This is a genomic window from Skermanella sp. TT6 (assembly GCF_016653635.2).
GTDB lineage: Bacteria > Pseudomonadota > Alphaproteobacteria > Azospirillales > Azospirillaceae > Skermanella > Skermanella cutis.
Map to the genome: position 1 here is coordinate 1,924,258 of NZ_CP067420.1, position 19,218 is coordinate 1,943,475.

Consider the following 19,218-nt stretch of genomic DNA (forward strand, 5'->3'; position numbering starts at 1 on the left):
GCATACTTGTCGATAGGTGGGTGGATGGCCAGCTCAGTGCAACCTCAATGAAGGAGCACGTCATGAGCAGACTACAGGGTAAGACCGCGGTGGTGACGGGTGGCGGAAGCGGTATCGGATTAGGGGCCGCCAGACGGTTCGTCGACGAAGGAGCTTTCGTCTACATCTTCGGGCGGCGGCAGGAGGTGCTCGACGCCGCGGTGGCGCAGCTGGGTTCCTCGGCGAAAGCCGTAAGGGGTTCGGTTACGAATCCGTCCGACCTCGACCGGCTGTACGAAGCGGTCGAAGCCGAACGAGGCGGGCTCGACATTCTGTTCGCAAACGCCGGGACCGGATCGTTCGCGCGGCTCGGCGAGATCACGCCCGAGCATTACGACCAGATTTTCGACGTCAATGTGAAAGGCCTGGTGTTCACGGTGCAGAAAGCCCTGCCGCTGATGACGGAGGGAGCGTCGATCATCCTGACCGGTTCAAGCACGGGAGTGATGGGGACGCCGCAGTTCAGCGTCTACAGCGCGACCAAGGCCGCGGTCCGCAACCTCGCACGCAGCTGGGCGCTGGACCTGCGCGGCACAGGCATCCGCGTCAATGTGCTGTCTCCCGGCCCGACCAAGACGGAGCTGGCGCTGGAGGTAGTGGGCGAGGAAGGGATGGATGCGCTCGGGAGCACGACGCCTCTCGGACGCATGGGCGACCCGGCGGAGACGGGGGCGGTGGCCGCGTTCCTGGCGTCCTCGGACAGCAGCTTCATGACCGGCGGCGAGGTGTTCGTCGATGGAGGGCTGGCGCAAGTCTGAGGACTTGAGCGTCTGAGCGTGAGGGCTTCGGTAAACGGGATCGAGGCCCTCAACCCGCTGCCGTGAACTCGCTGCGGGAGCGGGCCCGCGCCAGCCTCGATCCGGCCCTGGCCCGCAGTGGCCGAAGGCCTGAGGGCACTGAGCAGAAACTCCGCTCTGCCGGCATGTTGATCGTCCAGGGGCTCAGGGCTCGCGAGGCGGCTGCTGGGATCAAGATAAGACCGTTCGCCCCGCTCAGCGAGACTCCCTCGACCGCTCCCGGCCTCAGGCGGCGACCCGCCTGGGGGCCAAGTCGGCCGCCTGCCGCAGCGCCTCGATCAGGCTGCGCTCGTCAGCGATCCCCTTACCGCCTATCTCGACCGCGGCGCGCTTCCCCGCGCTGGCAACCGCATTCGGCGCATGTGGGCGCCGGTACCTATCGCCGCCCGAAGACTATATGCGCCAAGACAGACGCCGCTTGCGAGCCGATCCGCGAACGGTTATACAGGTATAACCATGCGGGTCGTGCTTGATACCTCTGTGCTGGTGGCGGCGATGCGATCGAGGCACGGTGCCAGCCAGCGGTTGCTGCGCAGCCTGCCGTCGCCGCGGTTCACCCCGGCGTTGACTGTGGCGCTCTATATGGAATGGCAAGCCGTGCTGACGCGGGACGAACACCGGCCGCCGGGCATCGACGTCGAACAGATGCTTGGATTTCTACGCTATCTGGCGTCGCTGTCGCACCTCCAGGATGTCCACTATCTGTGGCGGCCCTTTCTGCGCGACCCCGACGACGACATGGTGGTCGAATGCGCCGTAGCCTCCGGCAGCCGTTTCATCGTCACCCACAATGTCCGGGATTTCCGGCGTTGCCGCGAACTGGGCGTGGAGGCCATCACGCCCGGCGCCTTCCTTCACCTTCCGGAGACGCTCCCATGACCGCCCTGACCATCCGGCTGCCGGAATCCGTGCACCGCGCGATCAAGGAATTGGCTGCCCGCGACGGCGTGTCGGTCAATCAGTTCATCGCCAGCGCCGCCGCCGAGAAGATGGCCAGCGTGATGACTCTGGACTATCTGCGCAACGAGGCCGCGCAGGGACGGCGGGCGGATTTCCTGGCCGTGCTGGACCAGGCTCCCGACGCGTCGCCCGCGGCGGGGGATGAGCCCGGCTGAGCCGGGCTGGTCGGGCAATCCTCCCGGCCTCAGGCGGCGATCCGCCTGGGCGCCAGGTCGGCCGCCTGCCGCAGCGCCTCGATCAGGCTGCGCTCGTCGGCGATTCCCTTGCCGGCAATGTCGAAGGCGGTGCCATGGTCCACCGACGTGCGGATCACCGGCAGGCCGACCGTGATGTTCACGCCCGCTTCCAGGCCGAGCACCTTGATCGGGCCGTGGCCCTGGTCGTGGTACATCGCCACGACCATGTCGTAGTCGCCGCGCCCGGCGAGGAAGAACAGCGTGTCGGCCGGCAGCGGCCCCGTGACGTCCCAGCCCTTGGCCCGGCAGGCTTCGACCGCCGGCGTGATCTTGGCGGCCTCCTCGCCGCGGCCGAACAGCCCGTTCTCGCCGGCATGGGGATTGATCGCGCAGACGCCGATCTTGGGCGAGGCGATCCCGGCCTTGACCAGGGTGTCGTGGCCCCGCGCGATCGTCCGCTCCACGAGGCCGGGCTCGATGCGCTCGACCGCGTCGATCAGCCCGATATGCGTGGTGACATGGATGACGCGGAGCTTCGGCGAGACCAGCATCATGGAGACCTCGGGCGTCCCGGTCAGCATCGCCAGAAGCTCGGTATGGCCGGGATACTTGTGCCCGGCGGCGTGCAGCGCCTCCTTGCTGAGCGGGGCCGTGCAGATCGCGTCCGCCTGGCCGGCCTCGACGATCCGGACCGCGCGCTCGATGTAGCGGAACGACCCCTCGCCGGAAATCGCGGAGACCTGCCCGAAGGGGTGGTCCTTGGGGATGAGCTTCAGGTCCACGCAGTTCACGGTATCGGGATCGAAGCGGGCCTGCCCCGCATCCTCCAGGCTCTCGACCCGCATGGGGGAGCCGACGATCCGGCCGGCCGTCCGAAGGCGCTCCGCGTCGCCGACCACCAGCGGGTTGCACATCTCCCGCACGGCGGGTTGCGACAGCGCCTTCATGATGACCTCCGGACCGATGCCCGAGGCATCGCCCATGGTGATCGCTATGGTCGGACGGTTCATTCCAGTACTCCCTTGTTTCTTATGGAACGCAGGCGCCGGACGATCCGCACCAGACTGCCCTGGTCGCCGAACGCGCCTGCCTTGGTGACGGCCGGAACCGCCACGTCGCCGAGCGTCAGTCCCAGGGACACGCCCGGTTCTATCTCGTCCACCAACCGGAGACCGCTCACCCCGAAGCGGGTGAGGAGCGCCGAGGCCGTCTCGCCGCCCGTGGCCGCGAAGGCGCCCATACGGGAAGCGGCCGGATGCAGCACGTCCGCGAGTCCGGCGGCCAGCCCGGGGCCGATGCGCAGGTCCGGTTCTCCGCCCGTCAGGATCTCGACCAGCACATCCTCGCCGGACCCGAGACCGTCGATCACCGCCCGTCCCAGGGCGGCACGCCCATCGGCGGCACCGTCGTCGAGCAGGATGGCCGGGTCGGCCGGGACGTACCGCACGCCCGGCAGTTCCGCAAGGCTGCGCGCCGCGGCCCGCGACGCCCCGGCGAGCGAGCCGACCACGATCAGGGTGCCGCCGGCGGCCCCGGCCAGGACTGCCGGATCCGACCGCTCGCCGGGAGCCGCCGCGGCCAGCGCCTGGGCAAGTCCCGCGCTGCCGATGAAAAACACCGGTTTTCCGGCCGGCAGGCTCGCCGCGGCGATGCGGTCCAGGTCATCGCCGGTGGTGGCGTCGCAGACGGCGACGACGTCTCCCCGGGCGGCCAGCCCGGCGAAGGCTTCGCGAAGCGTGTCCGCTCCGCTCCTGACCGTGGCAAGCGGAACCTTTACGCCCCCTATCCCCGCCGTCGCCAGGATTTCCACCAGGTCGGCGTTCGGATAGCTGTGGTCGCGCCGCCAAACCTCGGCTTCCTCGAGCGGCCTGCCGTCGACAAGGACGCGCCCATCCTCGGTGGTCCTGCCGGTCGCGGGAAAAGCCGGCGCGAGGATCCCGAACGCCCGGCCCTCCCGGCCGCGCACGGCTTCCATCGCCGCGGCGATCTCGGAGGCGGGCTGGCCCCTGAGCGTGGAGTCGATCTTCTTGAAAAGGATGCCGTCGCGGTCGAGGAAGCGGGCGAGGGCGGCGCGATGGGACGCCGCCGCCTCGGCCGCGGGCAGGCCGCGGCTGGCGGCGTCGTACGAGAAGACGGGGAACCTCACGTCGATTTCCGCCGCAGCGCCCCAGCCGACGGCCGCCGCCAGACCCCGCCGCGCGAAGCCGATCGCGCAGTCCGCGGCTCCGGTAAGGTCGTCGGCGACGATCAGCCACCGGGCGGTTCCGGGCGAGGTTATTTTCATGGGACCTTCAACCTCACTCGCTGTTCATCCGCTTCATGGATGAACAGCGCTGCTCCCCGGTCATCACCCCCGAAGTCTCGCGTTCACGTCACATCGGCCCCTTACTCGATCTTGGGCGGCTCCAGGTCGAACGACGGCAGGTCGGGCATGTCGCCGCCCCCGCCATCCATGCCGGGGAGCTGGAGGTTGTCGAACTGGCGCTGAACTTCCGTCGGATCCAGCTGCGTCTCCGATGCCTTGTAGTGCATGACGAGGTCGGGGAAGAGGATCAGCACCCCGACCATGATGCACTGGATGACCACGAACGGCACGGCACCCCAATAGATCTGGCCGGTCCCGATCGGTTCCATGCGCCTCTTGGTGACCCGGTCGATGTAGGGCACCTTGGGCGCCACCGACCGCAGGTAGAACAGGGCGAAGCCGAAGGGCGGATGCATGAAGCTGGTCTGCATGTTGACAGCCAGGATCACGCCGAACCAGATCAGGTCGATCCCCAGCTTGTCGGCGGCGGGAGCCAGCAGGGGGATGACGATGAACGCGAGTTCGAAGAAATCGAGGAAGAACGCCAGCAGGAACACCATCACGTTGACGACGATCAGGAAGCCGGTCTGGCCTCCCGGCAGCGAGGTCAGCAGGTGCTCGACCCAGAGGTGTCCGTTGACGCCGTAGAAGGTGAGCGAGAACACGCGGGCGCCGAGCAGGATGAACAGCACGAAGGCCGACAGCTTGGCGGTGGACTCGGTTGCCTGCCGGATGATCGACGGGTTCAGGCGGTCCGGGTTGCGGTCCAGGATCCGCTTGATCCCGGCCAGGATCACGGCGCCCAGCGCGCCCATGGCGCCGCCTTCGGTCGGAGTCGCCACGCCGATGAAGATGGTGCCCAGGACCAGGAAGATGAGCAGGAGCGGCGGCACCATCACGAAGGTGACCTGCTCCGCGATCCTCGACATCAGGCGCAGGCCCGTCGTCCGCTCGACCAGGCCGACCAGAAGCGCGTAGCTGGCCGCCGCGACCGCCATTTCGGCGGCGATGGTCCAGGTCACGCTCCCGGTCTGGTCGGCATACCACCAGGCCGCCGCCAGGACCGCGGTCACGGCCGCCGTCGCCGGCACCCGCTCCGCGCCGAACAGTCTGTTCAGCACGGCGCAGGCCAGTGCCACCACGACGGCGACGGAGATCAGCAGGATGACGAAGTCGGCACCGCCGGCTATGCCGGTCTGAAGCATGACATAGTAGCCGACCAGGCTGGAGAAGACGGCGAGCAGGCCGAGCTGCCAGGTCCCGCGCGTATTGTTGGGTTCGTGGTAGCCGATGGCGTCCAGCGGCAGGCCCGGCGCCGACTGGGGCTTCAGCAGCGTTATGAGGAAGACGTAGCCGACATAGAAGCCGGTGAGGACCAGGCCGGGAAGGAAGGCGCCCTCGTACATGTCGCCGACCGAGCGGCCGAGCTGGTCGGCCATCACGATCAGCACCAGGGACGGCGGGATGATCTGCGCCAGGGTTCCCGAAGCGGCTATGACACCGGTCGCCAGCCGGCTGTCGTAGCCGTAGCGCATCATGATGGGCAGGGAGATCAGGCCCATCGAGATCACCGACGCGGCGACCACGCCGGTGGTCGCCGCCAGCAGGGCGCCCACGAAGATGACCGCGAAGGCCAGGCCGCCGCGGATGGTTCCGAACAGTTGCCCGATCGTGTCGAGCAGGTCCTCGGCCATCCCGGAGCGCTCCAGGATCAGGCCCATGAAGGTGAAGAACGGGATCGCCAGGAGCGTCTCGTTCGCCATGGTCTGGAACACGCGTTCCGGCATGGCCTGGAGGAGCGGCCAGGACAGCGTTATTTCCCCGTTGGAGAAAGGCGCCAGCTCGACCGCGATGACGAAGAACAGCAGGCCGTTCGCGGCGAGCGCGAAGGCCACGGGATAGCCCAGCAGGAGGAAGAGGACGAGCGCCACGAACATGATGGGCGCCATGTTCTGCGCGATGATTTCGATCATGGGTCGTTCCTGGAAGCTTGCGGCGCTGCGGTGGTCTGAGGCTTTCCGGCTGCCAGGCCTTCGCCGGGGCCATCTTTCTGGATGGAAAGCAGGCGCTCGACTTCGCCCTCGATCGCGTCGTGGTGCCCGCCGATCCCGGGATCGGGAATGTCACCGCGCATGATGGCGATGCGCTTGATCAATTCGCTGACCCCCTGGAGGGCGAGCAGAACGAACCCGACCAGGATCAGGAGCTTCGCCGGCCAGATGATCAGGCCGCCGGCGTTGGTCGAAACCTCGCCCGACGCGTAGGAGTTCAGGAAGAAGGGGATCGAGGTATAGATCAGGACGGCGCAGAAGCCGCCGAGGAAGAAGACATGGCCGATCACCTCGATCCAGTTGCGGACCCGCCGGGGGAACCTGTTCGCGACGATGTCGATCCGGATATGCTCGTTCGCGATGAAGGTCCAGGCCGCGCACAGCATGAAGACCGCGCCGAACAGATACCATTGGAGTTCGAGCCAGGCGTTCGACGAGGTGCCCAGGACCTTGCGGACGATGGCGTTGATCGCGGAGACCAGGACGGCGACCACGATCGCCCAGGCGGCTATGCGGCCCACCCATATGTTGACGTTGTCGATGGTGCGGCTGACGCCCAACAATGCTTGCACGGGTTTCCTCCAGGGACTTTGTCCTGTTCCGGCGAACGGTCGGTCAGCCGCGGCCGCGCGCCCGGATCATGAACGTTTCGTAGCTGTATTCCGCGATCTGCTGCCAGAGATACTGCTCGTTGCGGAATGCCGTCATATGGTCGTGGAGACGCTTGAACAGCGGGTTCTGAGCGCTGATCTCCGCGAAGACCTCGTTCGCGGCCTTCAGGCAGGCTTCCATCACCTCGGGCGGGAACGCCCTCAGCTGCGCGCCCGCGGCGACGAGCCGGCGGATGGCGCCCGGATTGACCTGGTCGTACTTGGCGATGGTCAGCGTGTTGGCCTGATGGGCCGCGGCGGTGATCTGGGCGCGGTCGAGCGGCTTCAGCGCTTCCCACCTGTCCTTGTTGATGAACAGGAAGATGGCGGAGGCGCCTTCCCACCAGCCCGGATAATAGTAGTAGGGCGCGACCTTGGCGAAGCCGAGCCGTTCGTCGTCATAGGGGCCGACCCATTCGGCGGCGTCGATCGTCCCGCGTTCGAGGGCCGGATAGATGTCGCCCGCGGGGATCTGCTGCGGCACCGCGCCCAGCTTGGCGATGACCTGGCCGGCAAGCCCGCCGATCCGCATCTTGAGCCCCTTCAGGTCGTCCACCGACTTGATCTCCTTGCGGAACCAGCCGGCCATCTGGGCATTGGTGTTGCCGATCGGGATGCCGACGACATTGTGCTGGTTGAACAGCTCGTTCAGCAGCTCCAGCCCGCCGGCCTGGAAGAACCAGGCGTTCTGCTGGCGCGTGCTGAGGCCGAACGGCACGGAGGCGCCGAACGCGAAGGAGGGGTCCTTGCCGACATAATAGAAAGGCGCCGTATCGCAGCACTCCACCGTGCCGTTCTGGACCGCGTCGAGCGCCTGGAACCCGCCGACGATCTCGCCCGCGGCGAAGTGCTGTATCCGCATCCGCCCGTCCGAGATCTCGCCGAGGACCTTGATGAAGGTATCGCCCGCGCCGTAGACGGCGTCGAGGGATGCCGGATAGCTGGACGTCATGCGCCAGTTGATCTCGGTGCTCTGGGCCTGCGCGGGAGCGGGGCCGCCGGCCACCGCGGCGGCGGCGGCGGAAGCGCCCGCCAGGCCGCCGACAAGCATGTCGCGACGTTTCATCATGGGACTGTTTCCTCCTGGTTGGACGTTTCTGGTTGTCTTGGCCGGATCTCGATATCCCCCGCCGGCGTCAGCGGCTTAGATACCCCCGTTCCGGCAGGGTGGGGAACCGGCCGACGATGTCCGACGCGGTTTCCAGCAGTTCCCTCGGTATCTCGTTGCCGGAGATGGTCAGGGGGGCCGGTGCGTCGACCCATCCCGCGCCATGGGCCCAGAGATGGTCCACCGCCCGGTTCGCGTTGGAGAAGGGATTGCCGAAGGGCAGTTTTCCCGCCGCCGCGAACATCTCGTTCACGACCACGGTCAGCACGCGGGAGACCGCCTTGGCCTCTTCCTCCCGCCCGGCTTCCAGCAGGTCGATCATGCGGCGGAGCTGGGACCCGAAGGCGTTCCCGGTGCTGAGCAGCCACCCGTCGTACAGTCCGGAAGGCTTGAGGTTGTCGACATAGCCGCCTTCCGCCCCCCGCACCATCAGCGGGCCGGTGAACCCGGACAATGCCACCGCGTCGGCGCCGCTGGTGTCCTTGAACATGGTGACCCGCGGATTGGCGGCGAGCGTGCGCATGGTTTCCGGCTCGATCGAGCAGTGGGTGACCTGCGGCAGCTGGTAGACGGCGATGTCGCTGCGGGTTTCGGCGAGGACCCGCTCGTAGTGCCTGACGATGTCCGCCTGGCTGGCGCCGGCATCGACCGGCGGGCAGACCGCCAGTCCGCGGAACTCGCCGGCGGCGGTCCCCATCCCGTCGAGCGTGCCTTCGATCGCCCGCGCCCATTCGACGACCCCCTCGGTGGTCGGCCGGAGCGCCCCGACGAGGAACCGGCTGCCCTCGAAGAGGTCGCGCCGGCCGGTGAGGCGGACGAGCACCAGAAGCTGCTCCAGGCTCATCTCCCACCCGTCCCCGGTGGAGCCGGCGAGCAGGAACTGGCCCACCCACGGCCGGATGAACGACAGGTGCGCGGCGGTGCGGTCGGGATCTATCTCGACCGCTCCGCCCTGCCGCCGGTACTGGGTGAGCAGGGGGACCCAGAGCCGGTCGGCCCGGGTATCGTGCTGGGAGGTCGGCATCGCGTTCTCCTGTCCGCGAGAGGATGAAGGAATGGCGGAAACGCCGCCGGGCGTCAGCCGATCGCCTCGGTCAGCATCCGCTCGTAGTCCTCGACCGTCGCGGGGCGGGCATTGGTCGCGTGGGAATGGTCCTCGACGGCCGCCCGGGCGATCGCCGGCACGATCGCGGAGGAAACGCCCATTTCCTTCAAGGTCTTCGGCAGGCCGAGCCGGCTGCTGAGCCCGGCGAAATAGTCGGCCAGGTCGGCGTCGGGCGCCAGGCCGAGGGTGGAGCGAATGGCCGCGTACTTCGCTTCCGCATGGCTGCGGTTGAAGCGCAGGGTCGCCGGCAGGATCACCGCGTTGAGGGTGCCGTGGTGGAGCGAGACATCCTTCAAGCCGCCCAGGGGATGCGACAGGGCATGCACCGCGCCCAGGCCCTTCTGGAAGGTGAGGCCGCCTTCCAGGGCCGCCATCATCATCTGGTAGCGCGCGTCGCGGTCGGACCCGTCGGCGGTCGCCTTCTCGATGTTGTCGACCGCCCGTTTCAGCCCGTCCAGGGCGATCGCCTCCGCGGGAGGGTTGTCGCGCGGGCTGAGGTAGGTCTCGATGCAATGGGTGACGGCATCCATGCCGGTCGCGGCGGTAAGCCAGCCGGGCAGGCCGAGCGTCAGCTCCGGGTCGCAGACCGCCCGTTTCGGGATCAGGTGGGGCGAGATGAAGCCGAGCTTCCGGCCGTCCTTCAGCGTGATCAGCGATGCCCGGCCGACTTCGCTTCCCGTCCCGGCCGTGGTCGGGACCGCGATGACCGGCACGACGGCCGACGTGATCCGGGGAATGCCGCCGAGGATTGCGGCATAGTGTTCGAGCGGTCCGTCATGGGAGGCGAGCAGGGCGACGCCCTTCGCAAGGTCGATCGGAGAGCCGCCGCCCACCGCGATCAGGCCGTCGCAGCCCTGATCGCGATACATCGACAGAGCCGCCTCGACCGCCTCCTGCGTCGGATTGGTCGGCGTTCCGGTGAAGACCGGCAGGTCGCCGCCGCCCTCCACCACGGCGGTGATCCTGCCGACGAGCCCGGCTTTCACCACTCCCTCGTCGGCGATGATCAGGGGCTTGCGGATCCCCAGGTCGGTCAGGTCCTGTTGGATGCCGTTGATGGCGCCGAATTCGAAACGGATCGTCGTCAGGTAGGAGATCATCGACATGGTGCTGGTACCGGCTGAATGATTGGAAGGATGCTGCTGGCGGCCGAATCGCCCGACGCCCCGGCCGGGGCCGGGACGTCGTCATGGCCCTTCGGGCTTCGATCGGCCGTGCCGATCAGAGCCTGGAGCGCGCGCGGATCATGAAGTTGTCGAAGGAGAACTCCGCGATCTGGAACCACAGGTATTCCTCGCCGCGGAAGGCGCGCATCGACTCATAGATCTTCTTGAAGTCGGGGTTCTTGGCGGAGAGATCGGTATAGACCTCCTGCGCCGCCTTCAGGGACGCTTCCAGGATTTCCTGGGAGAACGGCCGAAGCTGCGCGCCGCCCGCGACCAGCCTCTTCAGCGCCGCCGGGTTCCTGGCGTCGTACTTCGCGACCATGTCCACGTTCGCGTAGGCCGCGCCCGCCCTGAGAATGGTCTTGTAGTTGTTCGGAAGCTCTTCCCACTTCTGCTGATTGAAGAAGAAATGCATCATCCCGGTTCCTTCCCAGAAGCCGGGATAGTAATAGTATGGCGCAACCTTCTGGAAACCGAGCTTTTCGTCGTCGTAGGGGCCGACCCATTCGGCCGCGTCGATGGTGCCGCGCTCCAGGGCGGGGTAGATGTCGCCGCCCGCGATCTGCTGCGGTATGACGCCCAGCTTCGCCAGGACCTCGCCGGTCAGGCCGGCGATGCGGAACTTGAGGCCCGCGAGGTCGGCGACGGTATTCACCTCCTTGCGGAACCAGCCGCCCATCTGGGCCCCGGTGGCGCCGCCCGGAAGCATGTAAACGTTGAATTTCTTGTAGAACTCGTTGTAGAGATCGAGCCCGCCGCCATGATACATCCAGGCGTTCTGCTGGCGCGTGTTCAGCGCGAACGGAGCGGCGCTGGCGAAGGCGAAGGTCGGATCCTTCCCGACATAGTAATACGATGACGAGTGCGCCATTTCCACGGTGCCGTTCCCGACCGCGTCGAGCGCCTGGAAGGTGCCGACGATCTCGCCGGCCGCGAAGGGCTGGATCTGGAATTTCCCGTCCGTCGCCTCGGAAACATACTTCGACATCAGGTCGGCCGCGCCATAGATGGTGTCGAGCGACTTGGGAAAGCCCGAGGTCAGGCGCCACCGGATTTCCGGCGAGCTCTGGGCGATGGCGGGGGCAGCGACACCGGCGGTCGCGATGCCGGCGCCGGCGGTCGTCAGGAATTGACGGCGTTTCATGAAAGTCTCCCTGTATGGTCTGTTCGTTGCTTTTGTTCGGATTAGCTGGAGACGGACCGGTGTGCAACAGCTTTGCTGGAAAGTTCTTTGCGCCTAACGGATGAATTGGTCGATATAGTCGGCTCCCAGGCCGTTGGTCGCATAGTGGGCCCTGCATTTCTCGATGCGGGTGAAGACGTCGTCGTAGCCCAGGGTCTTGCCGTCAGGGTCCACGTAGATCATGGCGCCGTTGACCTGGAACAGAGTGATCATCTCTTCCACGTGGGGATCGACCACCAGCGTGTGGGTCTCGCCCGGCGCCTCGTAGGCGTAGGATCCCTCGGTAGCGACCCAATCATGTTCCAGGTAGCGCCATTCGCCCTTGAGGACGAAGGCATGGACGGGCTGCGGATGCCGGTGGCGCGACAGCACGCCGGCCTTCCTGACGCGCAGCAGGTTCATCCAGTATCCGCGCGACGCGGCGAGCAGAAGGGGACGGAACCAGACATTCTCCTCGACCGGGACCCAGATACGCTCATCGGTGGGAATCGCGTTGGGGATCACCAGCTCGGGAGGGGAGTCCACCGGCTGCGGGTGCCGGTAGGGAGCCCACTTCTCGTTGATGGGGGAAACGGCCGGTTTGTCCGGGGCCGCATGATTCGGAGATTGGGTCATCGTGATCCGGTCCTGATGTTGTCCGCCTGGGTCCCGCTCGGCGCTACGATGCCTGAGGGCGATTGTGGGAACTGCTCTTATGCGCCGTCCATGTTTCGTGGGAAACTCTTCCGTCGATGCCATGTACCATGGAGAGCGCCATGGCTTCAGTATAACGTTGGAATTAGTTTGGGTATCAAACGGTTCATCGGCGGCGCGTCGCCAGCGCGATGCCGACCGCGATCAGGGCGATGCCTGCCATATGGAAGACGTGGAGCGTTTCCCCCAGGAACAGGATCGCCAGGACGGTGCCGAATACCGGTACCAGATGGATGCACATCCCGGCGCGGTTCGGCCCCGCCACGGCCACCAGCCGGTTGAAGCAGAGATAGGCCAGGATGGACGGGAACAGCGCCACGTAGACCGTCGCCCCGATCGCCAGCGCCGTCACCTCGTAAGGCCGCCCGCCCAGCGTCTCCACCAGGTAGAAGGGCAGGATCATGGCGGCGCCGGCCGCGAAGGTCACGAACAGGAAGCTGAACGCATGCACCGCCGGCCGCCGCCTCAGCAGGGCCGTGTAGCCGGCGTAGCTGACCACCGCCACGAAGATCCACAGATCGCCGGGATTGAGGTCCAGCCGGACCAGCGCGCCGAGATCGCCCTTGGAGATCAGCGTCAGCGCTCCCGCCAGCGACAGCGCGATTCCCGCGCCCTGAACGGCGGAAACGCGATCCCGGAACATCAGGAAACTCATCAGCACGATCAGCGGCGGAATGCCGGTCTGCATCATGACCGCGTTCAGCACCGACGTGGTGTTCAGGCCGAGATAGACCAGGGTGTTGAAGACGGCGATGCCCAGCAGGGCCAGCAGGGCGATCACCGCCCGGTGCCGCTTCAGCACGTCCGCGTCGGCCCTCAGGTGCCGCCATGCGAAGGGAAGGATCAGCAGGGCGCCCAGGGTCCAGCGCCAGAACGCCAGGCCGACCGGCGGAACCGCGCCGGCCACGGCCCGGCCGACGATGGCGTTGCTTGCCCAGAACAGCGGCGGCAGCATCAGCAGGAGCCACACCTGATCGAAGAGGCGGTTTTTGGACGGCACGGCGGCATCATTCCTTGAGGCAACGGAGCAACGCCTCCTCGATAGCCGATGCCGGTGGTCCGGGGCGAGACCGGAGAACCCTGCCATGCGCCGAGGCGGCTCCCTATCCGTTTCGCCGCACCGTTGATAGTTTGGCTCCGATCGCGGCCCGGCGGCCGCGTGCATGCGGATGGAAGGACAGGCATGATCATCTTCGGCTCTCCCGGCCGCTACATCCAGGGTCCGGGAACACTCGACAGGATCGGGGAGGAGGTCGGCCGGCTCGGCAAGAGCGCCGTGCTCGTGGCCGACGCGGTGGTGGACGGGCTCGTCGGCGGGCGCGTGGCGGCGGGCTGCGACGCCGCGGGCGTCACCCTGCGCAAGCTGGCTTTCGGCGGCGAGATCACGCCAGGGGAGATCGACCGGCTTCACGGAGCGCTGGGCGGCGAGCGCCCGGAGGTGGTCATCGCGGCCGGCGGCGGGAAATGCATCGATGCCGGCAAGGGGCTGGCGGCCCGGCTCGGCGCCGAGGTGGCGAGCCTGCCCACGGTCGCCTCCAACGATGCGCCGACCAGCCACGTCTACGTCCTCTACGACGAGGACCACCGCCTGCTGCGCGTCGACAGGCTGCCGCGCAATCCCGCCCTGGTGCTGGTGGATACCGCCGTCATCGTCCGGGCGCCCCGCATCCTCTTCCTCGCGGGCATCGGCGATGCTCTGGTCAAGTCCTTCGAGGCGGCGCAATGCGCCCTCAGCGGCGGGCGGAACATCTTCGGAAGCCGCCCGCCCCAGGTCGGCTTGGTCCTGGCGGACGCCTGCTACCGCTGCCTGCGCGACCATGCCGCCCCGGCGCTGGCGGCGGTCGACCGCGGGGAACCCGACGAGGCCGTGGAGCGCGTGGTGGAGGCGACCGTCCTGTGGAGCGGCCTTGCCTTCGAGAACGGCGGACTCTCCATCGTCCATTCCATGACCCGAGGCCTGTCCGCCGTGCCGGCCCTGGCCGGGTCGCTCCACGGGCTCCAGGTCGCCTACGCCCTGCTCGTCCAGTGCCTGCTCGAGGAACGCGATCCGGCCTTCATGGACGACCTTCTCGCCTTCTATCGCGGTACCGGACTTCCCTGCGGGCTTGCCGACCTGGGACTGGAGGCGCCGTCCGATGCCGACTATGCCCTGATCGCCGAACTGACTCTCCAGGCGCCGCACGCCCGCAACTTCGACCGCGACACCGCCCCGGGGGATCTCGTCCGCGCCATGCGTTTCCTGGACGGCCGGGCAGGCACCCTACCGCGGCCTTAGATCTATACCCGATCAGGTCGATCCGCCCCGAGGAAGCCGAACCGATGCGTTGCGCCATGGGCGCAACCTACGATCGTCGGCCCGCATCACTCCGCCCTGCTTCGAGCCGTAGGTTGCGCCCATGGCGCAACACGGTGCGGCGACTGGAACGGCCGGCTGCGAGGACCGGAGCGGTTCAACCTGATCGGGTAAAGCTATGGCCGGAGCGGCAGCTGGTTCTCCTCGTCGCAGGTCTGCGGACCGTCGGCGAGGGTCCTGGCCTCCTCGTTGGTCGTCACGCGGCCGAGCAGGCAGGCGGCATCCTCCTCCAGCCGGACGACGAGCAGCAGGCTGCGCCGGGCGCCGTCCGCTTCGCCTGCCACGCGGAAGATCAGCGCAGCGGGATGATCGCCCTGCGCGAGCCGCCACTCGACCTTCCCCGCACCGACATTGGGGAAATTTCCGACCGGCCGGTCATAGACGACCGCATCCTCGGTCGTCCAGATCCGGTCGCCCCGGATGATGTCGAGCCATGAACTGCGGTCCGACGAAACCATCACGAGAACAATGCCCGACCGAGACCCGCAGACCTCCGCGCCCAGGTCGAGGGCCTGGTAGACGGCAATCGTCTCCGGCGGCGGCGGCCGGCAGTCGGCTTCCGCCACGGAGGTGTATTCGCTGACCTGCGCCCGGGCGGGCAGGGCGGCGAGCGACATGCCCACCGCCGCGACCGCCCAGACCGCCTTGCCTCGGAACATCCGCATCGCCATCAAAGACCCAGCGCCTCGCGCGTCATGGGGCCTACAACACCGTCGGCGGACAATCCGTTCCGCGCCTGGAAAGCCATCACGGCGGCATGGGTGCCGCGTCCGAAGATGCCGTCCTCGACCAGCCCCGCGCCGGTTTCGTTCAGCTTCCGCTGCAGTTCCAGAACCTCGGGGCCGCGGTCGCCAAGGCTCAGCACCGGGTCCGGGGCGCTGTCCGGGGCCAGTCCCGCCAGCAGGCCGTCGCGGTGCCATTGCCGGACAAGTTCGTCGCCGCACTCGAAATGCATGGCGTCCTCGGTGCGGAAGCCGGCCCCCCAGAACCACCCGTGGTCATTGAAGATCGGCGCGATCCTCGTCAGGCCGACCTGCACCCTGTCGTCGCCCCGCCGGTCGAGGATTCCTTCCAGCGTCACGTCGATGGCGGTTCCCCAGGAATGGTTGCTGATCGAGGTGTTGGAGCCCCGGACATTGCGGGCGCACAGCATGCCGACATGTCCAAGAACGGCATGGATGGCCGGCTCCTCCCGTTCGATAGCGGCGAGCACCCGTTCCAGGGAGTCGACCGCCGGGCCGAGGCCCCGGACCTTCAGGCGGCCCACCGATCGGAAGACGATCATGGATGCCAGCCTGATATCCGTCACTTCGCGGCATTCCTGGTCATAGGATTGCCGGGGATTTCCGAGCAGGGCCAGCATGGTCGCCTGCTTCGCGCTGCTGACGTTCGGGTTGATGCCGGCCGGAACGGTCACGAGTTCGGTGAAGGACATGGGGCCACCTCTCGGGTTTGCGGGAAAGCTGGAAAGGAGGGTTCTCTGATTTTTTCGGCCGGTGTCGGGATCGGCGAATCCGGTCACGTCCAAACCAGCGCCGGATCGGGATCCGGGCAGCGGGGCAGGGACCGGCAGACGAAGGCCAGCACCCCCATGTCGCCGCCGGTGAAGGCGGTCTGCCGGACGATCTCCGGAGGCGCCGGCTGTTGTGGCCGGGGAAAGGGAAGCGGCCGGATGCCCGGGCGCCGGACCGCCAGTTCCCGTTCCACCGAAGCGATGTCGGCGTATTTCGCGTCGAGCCGGTTGAAGGTCTGGGCCTTCAACGCCATCACGCGAGGTTCCGCACCGATCGCCGCGACGTTGGCGCCGCGGTCCACCGCGACGGCCCGGGCCGTCATCACCCCGCCAGCGGCCCGAAGTGCCGTCCCCATCCGATGATCCCTCACGCGCACCGCCTGATCCGGGAGCGGCCGGGGGGCCATCGGCCCCGGAGAGACGGGGATGCTGTCCTTGCGGAGCCCGATGAACGGGCTGAGGACGAGCCCGGGCCGGACCGGCTCCGGCTGGCTGCCGGCGCGGCGCTCGACGATCAGGTTGCGCAGGAACACGACGGCGGCGATGTAGCCCGGCAACTCGCCCCGGGGCGGCGTGGCGCCGTCGGACAGCAGCCGTCCGGCATCGCCGAACCGCCAGAAGCGGGCCTGGAAGACCTCGGGCGCGAACCAGTCCCGCAGGATCGTCACCGACGTGTACTCGAACGACACGCTGGCGATGTCGGGCGACACTCCCGTCACGGCGAATCGTTGCAGCAGGTCCGCGGGCGCCCGGGCCAGCAGCGCACCGACCTCCGCGTTGCCCAGCGTGAACGACGGCCAGGTGCCCGCATGCATGAAATCGACCGGGCTGAAGCCGGTCGGCACCGACTTGATGCTGTTGAGGTCGCTCTGGGTGTCGATGTCGAGCGACAGCCTGCTTCCCCACTGCGTCCAGGACTGGCTGGGACCGCGCGCCGCGAACGCCTTGACGGTGCCGTAGGCGGCATCGATCTCCTGGCGGAAGCCCGCGACGCGCCAGAGATCCTCCGCCTCGCGGATCTTGCCGAGATAGGTCGGCCGCTCGACCTCGTCCCAGTATTTCCGTTCCTCCGAATCGGGCGAAGCCGCGACCTCGATCTCCCGCTTGCGGAGCGTCTGGTTCCAGCCGAACCAGACGTCCCGATGCTGGTCATAGGCCTTCAGCTTGTCGGACGGCACACGCTGGCCGGTGGCGGGGTCGGCGCGATAAAGCGTAGCCTCCGCTGCGGCCAGCGCCGCCTGGTCCTCGGCCGAGAAGGTGCCCTGGGCCAGCTTCACCGGGCCGTGGACCACGTCCGCGAAAGCCTTCCACAGATAGCGGTCGCTCAGGCTCATCAGCATCTCGCCGGTCGGTACCTGGTTGACGGCGCCGAGCCACGAGGTCTGTATCTGAAGCTCCCCGGGCGTCTGCGCTCCGTCGATGATCGACGCCAGTCCGTCGCTCGTGAACGAGAGCGGCACGGTCGGGAACGAGATGAAGGTTCCCGGCTCGGCCAGCACGGCCTTCAGCTTCTCCATCAAGGCAATCTGTACCGCTGCGTCCATGATCGTGTCCTCGGCGGACGAAGGCCTCGCCCGCAGGTCGGGTAGGTCGGAGCGGCACCCGGCGGCGGATGCGCCGCCGGGTGCCGCCGGTGTCGCTTGGGCGGCGTTATTCGAACGCCTCGGCCGGAATGTCCGGGAACGGGTTCGGGCTCTTCGGCACTAGGCGGTTCACGAAGCCGATGATCTGCATCCCCGGCACGGCGATCGACTCGCCCGACGCGTTGCTCTCGTAGCTGCGGCCGCTTTCCGAGGTCGAATAGTTGCCGCGCATCGTGAAGGGACCCCAGCCGGCGCTGGCGCTGGTGGACAGGCTGCTGGTATGCGCGCGGTAGGCCGAGGCGAATTCGGACGACTTGATGTTGATCTTGCGCGCGAAGATGATCGAGGTCGGATATCCCACGAAGTTGCCCTTGGGCGGGTTCGCGCCGTCGGACGGGAACTGGTCGTAGTTCCACCCGCGTCCCCGGTCCAGCGTCCATCCCCGGTTCATGAAGAACTCGGGATAGAACCAGGCCCGGCTGATCGGGATCTGCGCCAGCTCGAATCCCAGCTCGAAGTTCGAGACCGAGAAGTCGCTGGTATATTGCGAGCTCTGGCTCTGCACTCCGGCGCTGGCATGCCAAAGGCCCCAGCCGGCCGACCCGCCGGCGCTCCACGACCTGGATTTCTGCTCCATCTCCGAGGTGAGCTTGTTGGAGTAGACCTTGTACTCCGTCCAGCCCTTGGCGTTCGCGAAATTGCCGGGGATCGGCATCGCGTACTGGAAGGTCTGGCCGGGGCCGACCGCCGCGATCTTCGAATCATCGAGGGATTCCAGCAGGCGCTGTTTCCACAGCTTCATGCTGCGGGCGGTCATCTGGCCGATCGCGGCCCAGAGCTGCTCCACCTCGTTCCGGTACCCCATGGCCGCCCAGTTGCCTTCGGCCTGGCTGACCTTCATGCGGTAGAGCGGCTGGTTCGACGACCAGTCCATCACCGCCGACTTGCCTTCCGCGCCGGTGGCGACCGCCGCCTGGATGCGCTTGTTGTTGTATTCGAGGCGGGCGGCGAGGAAGTCCGCGAAATACTTGTTGTAGGCCGCGACCGCCGGTGAATCCTCCGTGACCTCCTTTTCCTCGTCGGTGATGAAGTCCTTGATCTTGCGGGTGGTCTTCAGCTTGCCGCGCCACCGCTCCAGCTTGGCCAGGTTCTCGGGCGACAGTTCCTGGTCGACCACCTTCGAGAGCCGCAGGATCTCGCCGTACATGTGCGACAGGCGGGCCTGGGACGTGCGGAACACGGCCACCTGCTTGTCGATCGACAGCAGGCCCGAAACGTCGGGGATGAAATCGACCAGGGTCGAGAAGACATAGGCCTGCTGGAGCAGCCGCTTCTCCTCCTCCGCGGTGGCGCCGGTGCCCAGCCCCTTCGCCGCGAAGTCGAAGTCCGATTCCTCCATCGGCATGCCGGGGGTGCACCAGGTGATGAAGGAATCAGCGGCTGCGGCTGCCGTCGCGTCGCCGCCGGTGACGATTTCGGCAAGCTGGGCTCTCAGCGTGCGGCCAAGCTCGTTCAGCGTGTATGCCATTGGAAAGC

Annotated in this window: 18 protein-coding genes; 4 read left to right on the plus strand and 14 right to left on the minus strand. The window is 67.4% G+C overall.

Translation table 11 applies throughout. From position 1 onward, the window contains the following. Positions 1–62: 62 nt before the first annotated feature. The 3 genes from IGS68_RS09035 to IGS68_RS09045 all read left to right on the plus strand — a co-directional run bounded on the left by IGS68_RS09035 (position 63) and on the right by IGS68_RS09045 (position 1,951). Complete coding sequence (locus IGS68_RS09035; protein WP_201079130.1) at positions 63–797, plus strand: SDR family NAD(P)-dependent oxidoreductase; 735 nt, start codon at positions 63–65, stop codon at positions 795–797. Positions 798–1,292: 495 nt separating this feature from the next. Beyond that, positions 1,293–1,715: a putative toxin-antitoxin system toxin component, PIN family gene (locus IGS68_RS09040; protein ID WP_206379353.1), complete on the plus strand. Its 423-nt coding sequence runs from the start codon at positions 1,293–1,295 to the stop codon at positions 1,713–1,715. Then, positions 1,712–1,951, plus strand: coding sequence for a YlcI/YnfO family protein (locus IGS68_RS09045; protein WP_201079134.1), 240 nt, complete (start codon positions 1,712–1,714; stop codon positions 1,949–1,951). Before IGS68_RS09040 ends, IGS68_RS09045 begins: the two co-directional genes overlap by 4 nt. A gap of 29 nt (positions 1,952–1,980) precedes the next feature. On the opposite strand, the gene pdxA is transcribed toward IGS68_RS09045, so the two are convergent. The 10 genes from pdxA to IGS68_RS09095 form a co-directional block, all read right to left on the minus strand. After that, on the minus strand, positions 1,981–2,982 hold the full coding sequence (gene pdxA, locus IGS68_RS09050) for a 4-hydroxythreonine-4-phosphate dehydrogenase PdxA (RefSeq protein ID WP_201079136.1): 1,002 nt from the start codon (positions 2,980–2,982) through the stop codon (positions 1,981–1,983). Then, complete coding sequence (locus IGS68_RS09055) at positions 2,979–4,256, minus strand: four-carbon acid sugar kinase family protein (RefSeq protein WP_201079138.1); 1,278 nt, start codon at positions 4,254–4,256, stop codon at positions 2,979–2,981. Before IGS68_RS09055 ends, pdxA begins: the two co-directional genes overlap by 4 nt. 101 nt (positions 4,257–4,357) lie before the next feature. Next, positions 4,358–6,250 (minus strand): TRAP transporter large permease, encoded by a 1,893-nt coding sequence (locus IGS68_RS09060; RefSeq protein ID WP_201079140.1) that lies wholly within the window; start codon positions 6,248–6,250, stop codon positions 4,358–4,360. Further along, complete coding sequence (locus tag IGS68_RS09065; RefSeq protein WP_201079142.1) at positions 6,247–6,900, minus strand: TRAP transporter small permease subunit; 654 nt, start codon at positions 6,898–6,900, stop codon at positions 6,247–6,249. Before IGS68_RS09065 ends, IGS68_RS09060 begins: the two co-directional genes overlap by 4 nt. 43 nt (positions 6,901–6,943) lie before the next feature. Continuing rightward, entirely contained in the window at positions 6,944–8,044 is a 1,101-nt protein-coding gene (locus IGS68_RS09070) for a TRAP transporter substrate-binding protein (protein WP_201081206.1), read from the minus strand. Between the two features lie 70 nt (positions 8,045–8,114). Beyond that, positions 8,115–9,110, minus strand: coding sequence for a dihydrodipicolinate synthase family protein (locus IGS68_RS09075; protein ID WP_201079144.1), 996 nt, complete (start codon positions 9,108–9,110; stop codon positions 8,115–8,117). A gap of 53 nt (positions 9,111–9,163) precedes the next feature. Further along, complete coding sequence (locus tag IGS68_RS09080) at positions 9,164–10,297, minus strand: iron-containing alcohol dehydrogenase (RefSeq protein ID WP_201079146.1); 1,134 nt, start codon at positions 10,295–10,297, stop codon at positions 9,164–9,166. A 115-nt stretch (positions 10,298–10,412) separates the two neighbouring features. Beyond that, the gene (locus tag IGS68_RS09085; RefSeq protein ID WP_201079148.1) at positions 10,413–11,501 is read right to left on the minus strand and encodes a TRAP transporter substrate-binding protein; all 1,089 of its coding nucleotides are present in this window, start codon (positions 11,499–11,501) and stop codon (positions 10,413–10,415) included. Positions 11,502–11,594: 93 nt separating this feature from the next. Beyond that, complete coding sequence (locus IGS68_RS09090) at positions 11,595–12,155, minus strand: 2,4'-dihydroxyacetophenone dioxygenase family protein (RefSeq protein WP_201079150.1); 561 nt, start codon at positions 12,153–12,155, stop codon at positions 11,595–11,597. A gap of 184 nt (positions 12,156–12,339) precedes the next feature. Further along, positions 12,340–13,233 carry a DMT family transporter gene (locus IGS68_RS09095; protein WP_247881244.1) on the minus strand — a complete coding sequence of 298 codons (894 nt, stop codon included), beginning with the start codon at positions 13,231–13,233 and terminating at the stop codon, positions 12,340–12,342. A gap of 183 nt (positions 13,234–13,416) precedes the next feature. On the opposite strand from IGS68_RS09095, the gene IGS68_RS09100 reads away from it, so the two are divergent. After that, positions 13,417–14,508, plus strand: a complete 1,092-nt coding sequence (locus IGS68_RS09100; protein WP_201079154.1) for a glycerol dehydrogenase — start codon at positions 13,417–13,419, stop codon at positions 14,506–14,508. Between the two features lie 194 nt (positions 14,509–14,702). Here the strand turns inward: IGS68_RS09100 and IGS68_RS09105 are convergent, their stop codons facing one another. The 4 genes from IGS68_RS09105 to IGS68_RS09120 form a co-directional block, all read right to left on the minus strand. Then, the gene (locus IGS68_RS09105) at positions 14,703–15,245 is read right to left on the minus strand and encodes a hypothetical protein (protein WP_201079156.1); all 543 of its coding nucleotides are present in this window, start codon (positions 15,243–15,245) and stop codon (positions 14,703–14,705) included. Between the two features lie 11 nt (positions 15,246–15,256). After that, positions 15,257–16,021 (minus strand): peptidoglycan-binding protein, encoded by a 765-nt coding sequence (locus IGS68_RS09110; RefSeq protein WP_201079158.1) that lies wholly within the window; start codon positions 16,019–16,021, stop codon positions 15,257–15,259. 83 nt (positions 16,022–16,104) lie between these two features. Continuing rightward, entirely contained in the window at positions 16,105–17,643 is a 1,539-nt protein-coding gene (locus IGS68_RS09115; protein WP_201079160.1) for a hypothetical protein, read from the minus strand. A 106-nt stretch (positions 17,644–17,749) separates the two neighbouring features. Beyond that, positions 17,750–19,210: a hypothetical protein gene (locus IGS68_RS09120; protein ID WP_201079162.1), complete on the minus strand. Its 1,461-nt coding sequence runs from the start codon at positions 19,208–19,210 to the stop codon at positions 17,750–17,752. Positions 19,211–19,218 lie beyond the last annotated feature (8 nt).